We start from the raw sequence: 2,485 nt of genomic DNA, 5'->3' as shown, positions 1-2,485 counted from the left end.
GAGGACGATAGCGCGCTCCTCTCGGAACTCGGTTACGGGGTCGAATGGGAGGGGTTGAGCGGCGGTGTGATTCGCCATCGGGAGTAAGAAGCGTCGGTTCTCAGAGGTCTCGCTGTCGCCCTTGCGGGACGAGCGATTGGAGTTCGCCGTGGAGATACAGGCCGACCCCGAGCGGTTCGGTTTTCCCCGCGATTTCGTGTGCGGCGATGAGGTAGCCCCAATCGCCGTCCCAATCGACTTCCAGATCCTCGCCACGGGCGAACCGACTCGCCCGCTCGGCGTCGAGTTCGATGACGTTTTTCGTCGCGTGCCGACCGAACCGCTGGGCCGCGTTCGTCGTCGGCTTCCAGTGGCGTTGTCGCGTGCGGAGGAACGTCATCCCGAGCGCTTCGATGTGAATGGGCGACTCCAAATCGCCGTCGAGTATCCAGATCTTTCCTTTCCCCTTCTCCCAGAAGGAGGCGTGCTCGAACGTCTCCGGCGGGATGCCGAACCGCTCTTCCCACCAGTCGAGGACTTCGGCCCTGCTCACGCGGCCCGACACCTCGCGGTCGTCTTCCGTCTCCGGCAGGCGGTCGAATCGCTGTCCGTCGTTCGACGCGAGTTCCTCATTCCTATCGCTCATCGGCCCACCTCCAACTTCGCACAGAAGAACCCGCCCGTGTCGTTGTGGTGCGGGTAGAACCGTTTCGCCTTCCGAATGCTGTCGTCGAACTCGTTATCCTTCCACTCCGTGAGTCCCGGTTCGGATCGCAGGCCGATGTCGTACTCGACCAGTCGGCAGTCCTCGCGGGAGAGGACGTAATCGAGGACGGCCTCGTTCTCCTCCGGAGCGAACGTGCAGGTGGAGTACACCACTTTGCCCCCCTCGCGTGTAGCCTGTATCGCCCGGCGGAGAATTCCCTTCTGCACGCCAGCGACGCCTTCGATGTGGTCGAGTCCCCAGTCGTCCAGCGCGGTCGGGTTCTTCCGAATCGTCCCCTCGCAGGAACACGGAACGTCCACGAGCGCCGCATCGAAGTTCTCGATGCCGAACGGTTTGAGCGAGAAGTTCCTGGCGTCCTGATTCGTCACGGCCGCGCAGGTGACGCCGAGTCGTTCGGTGTTGAACCGGAGCGCCGACAGTCGGCCGAGGTTGCTGTCGTTCGCCACGACCAACCCCTCGTCGTCCATCAGCGCGGCGAGTTGGGTCGTCTTGCTCCCCGGCGCGGCACAGGCGTCCAACACCCGCTCGCCCGGTTCGGGGTCGAGGACGAACGCCGGAATCGAGGAGACCTCCTCCTGTCCGTGCGTCCAGCCGTGAAACGAGGGCCACGTGTTGCCGGGTTTGCCCTCGATTTCCAGTACGTTCTCGTTCCAATCGCGCGGCGACCACTCGACGCCGCCCTCGTCGAACGCCCGCGTTACCTGCTCGCGGGTCGCTTTGATGCGGTTGACCCTGACGACCGAGGGCAGCGGGCGTTCGCACGCCGCGAGAAACGCCTCGAAATCGTCGAGGATGGGTTCGTAGCGCTCCAGTGCGTCCATTGCTCGGCTATGCGGGCGAGAGGTGTTTGTGGGTTTCGAAGTCGTCAGTGGCCGACCCGCTCGCTTCACCGTTTTCCCTCGCCCTCGTTATTAAGACGAGTCGGTCCGAATTTACGGGTATGACGAATATCGCCGTCGTTGCGGACGATATCGAACTCGACGAACCGACGTTGGTCGAAGGGCTCCCCGGACTCGGATTGGTCGGCAAGATCGCTACGGACCATCTCATCGAACAGTTCGATATGACCTACTACGCCGCGGTGGACTGCGAGGGAATCCCCCAAATCGCAATCTACGAGGACGGAAAATCCGACCTCCTCCCACCGGTTCGCATCTACGCCGACGAGGAACGTGACTTGCTCGCGCTGCGAAGCGATGTTCCCATCTCGGCGGACGCCGCCCCGGAGTTCGCGGACTGTGTCACGGGTTGGATGGAATCGAACGACGTGACGCCGCTCTACCTGAGCGGCCTGCCCCAGCAGAAACAACCCGGAAAGGTGCCCGAACTGTACGGGACCGCGACCGGCGACATGGCCCAACTGCTCGAAGAGTACGACATCGGTTTCCCGACCGAGATGGGAGCCATTAGCGGCCCGACTGGCGCGCTCCTCCACCGCGCAAGCCGACGCGGCGTCGACGCAATCGGCCTGATCGTCGAATCCGACCCGCAGTTCCCCGACCCCGAAGCGGCCCGCGTCCTCCTCGAAAAGGGAATCGACCCCATCGCCGGTACCGAAGTGAACACCGAGGAATTGGTCGAGAGCGCCGAGGACATCCGCGAGCAGAAAGAGCAGTTCGCCCAGCGCATGCAGCAGACCGAAGAGGCGGAGAGCTCGCAGGCCCAACCACTCAGAATGTTCCAATGAGCACGACCTTTTGCTGCGGTCGGGAGCAGAAACCAGCGCCACGTGGCGCTGGTTTCTGCTCCCGACCGCAGCAAAAGGTCGTGCTCATTGGA

Annotated in this window: 3 protein-coding genes; 1 reads left to right on the top strand and 2 read right to left on the bottom strand. The window is 63.3% G+C overall.

The genetic code is table 11. The features are described 5' to 3' along the window. Positions 1-100 precede the first annotated feature (100 nt). Together WBV42_RS10665 and WBV42_RS10660 are read right to left on the bottom strand one after the other, a co-directional pair. Entirely contained in the window at positions 101-625 is a 525-nt protein-coding gene (locus tag WBV42_RS10665) for a DUF7122 family protein (protein ID WP_423986006.1), read from the bottom strand. Further along, positions 622-1,527, bottom strand: coding sequence for an RsmB/NOP family class I SAM-dependent RNA methyltransferase (locus WBV42_RS10660; protein ID WP_423986005.1), 906 nt, complete (start codon positions 1,525-1,527; stop codon positions 622-624). The genes WBV42_RS10665 and WBV42_RS10660 overlap by 4 nt, the downstream gene beginning before the upstream one ends. Positions 1,528-1,646: 119 nt before the next feature. Between WBV42_RS10660 and WBV42_RS10655 the strand changes: the two genes are divergently transcribed. After that, complete coding sequence (locus tag WBV42_RS10655; protein WP_423986004.1) at positions 1,647-2,393, top strand: proteasome assembly chaperone family protein; 747 nt, start codon at positions 1,647-1,649, stop codon at positions 2,391-2,393. Positions 2,394-2,485 lie beyond the last annotated feature (92 nt).

The sequence above is a fragment of the Haladaptatus sp. genome, assembly GCF_049589095.1.
Classification (GTDB): Archaea; Halobacteriota; Halobacteria; order Halobacteriales; family Haladaptataceae; genus Haladaptatus.
This window is presented reverse-complemented; position numbering and strand designations above follow the sequence as displayed.

Bases quoted from the DNA above. Each gene is read 5' to 3' on its own strand.
- WBV42_RS10665 (WP_423986006.1), bottom strand. From the start codon at position 625: ATGAGCGATAGGAATGAGGAACTCGCGTCGAACGACGGACAGCGATTC.
- WBV42_RS10660 (WP_423986005.1), bottom strand. From the start codon at position 1,527: ATGGACGCACTGGAGCGCTACGAACCCATCCTCGACGATTTCGAGGCG.
- WBV42_RS10655 (WP_423986004.1), top strand. From the start codon at position 1,647: ATGACGAATATCGCCGTCGTTGCGGACGATATCGAACTCGACGAACCG.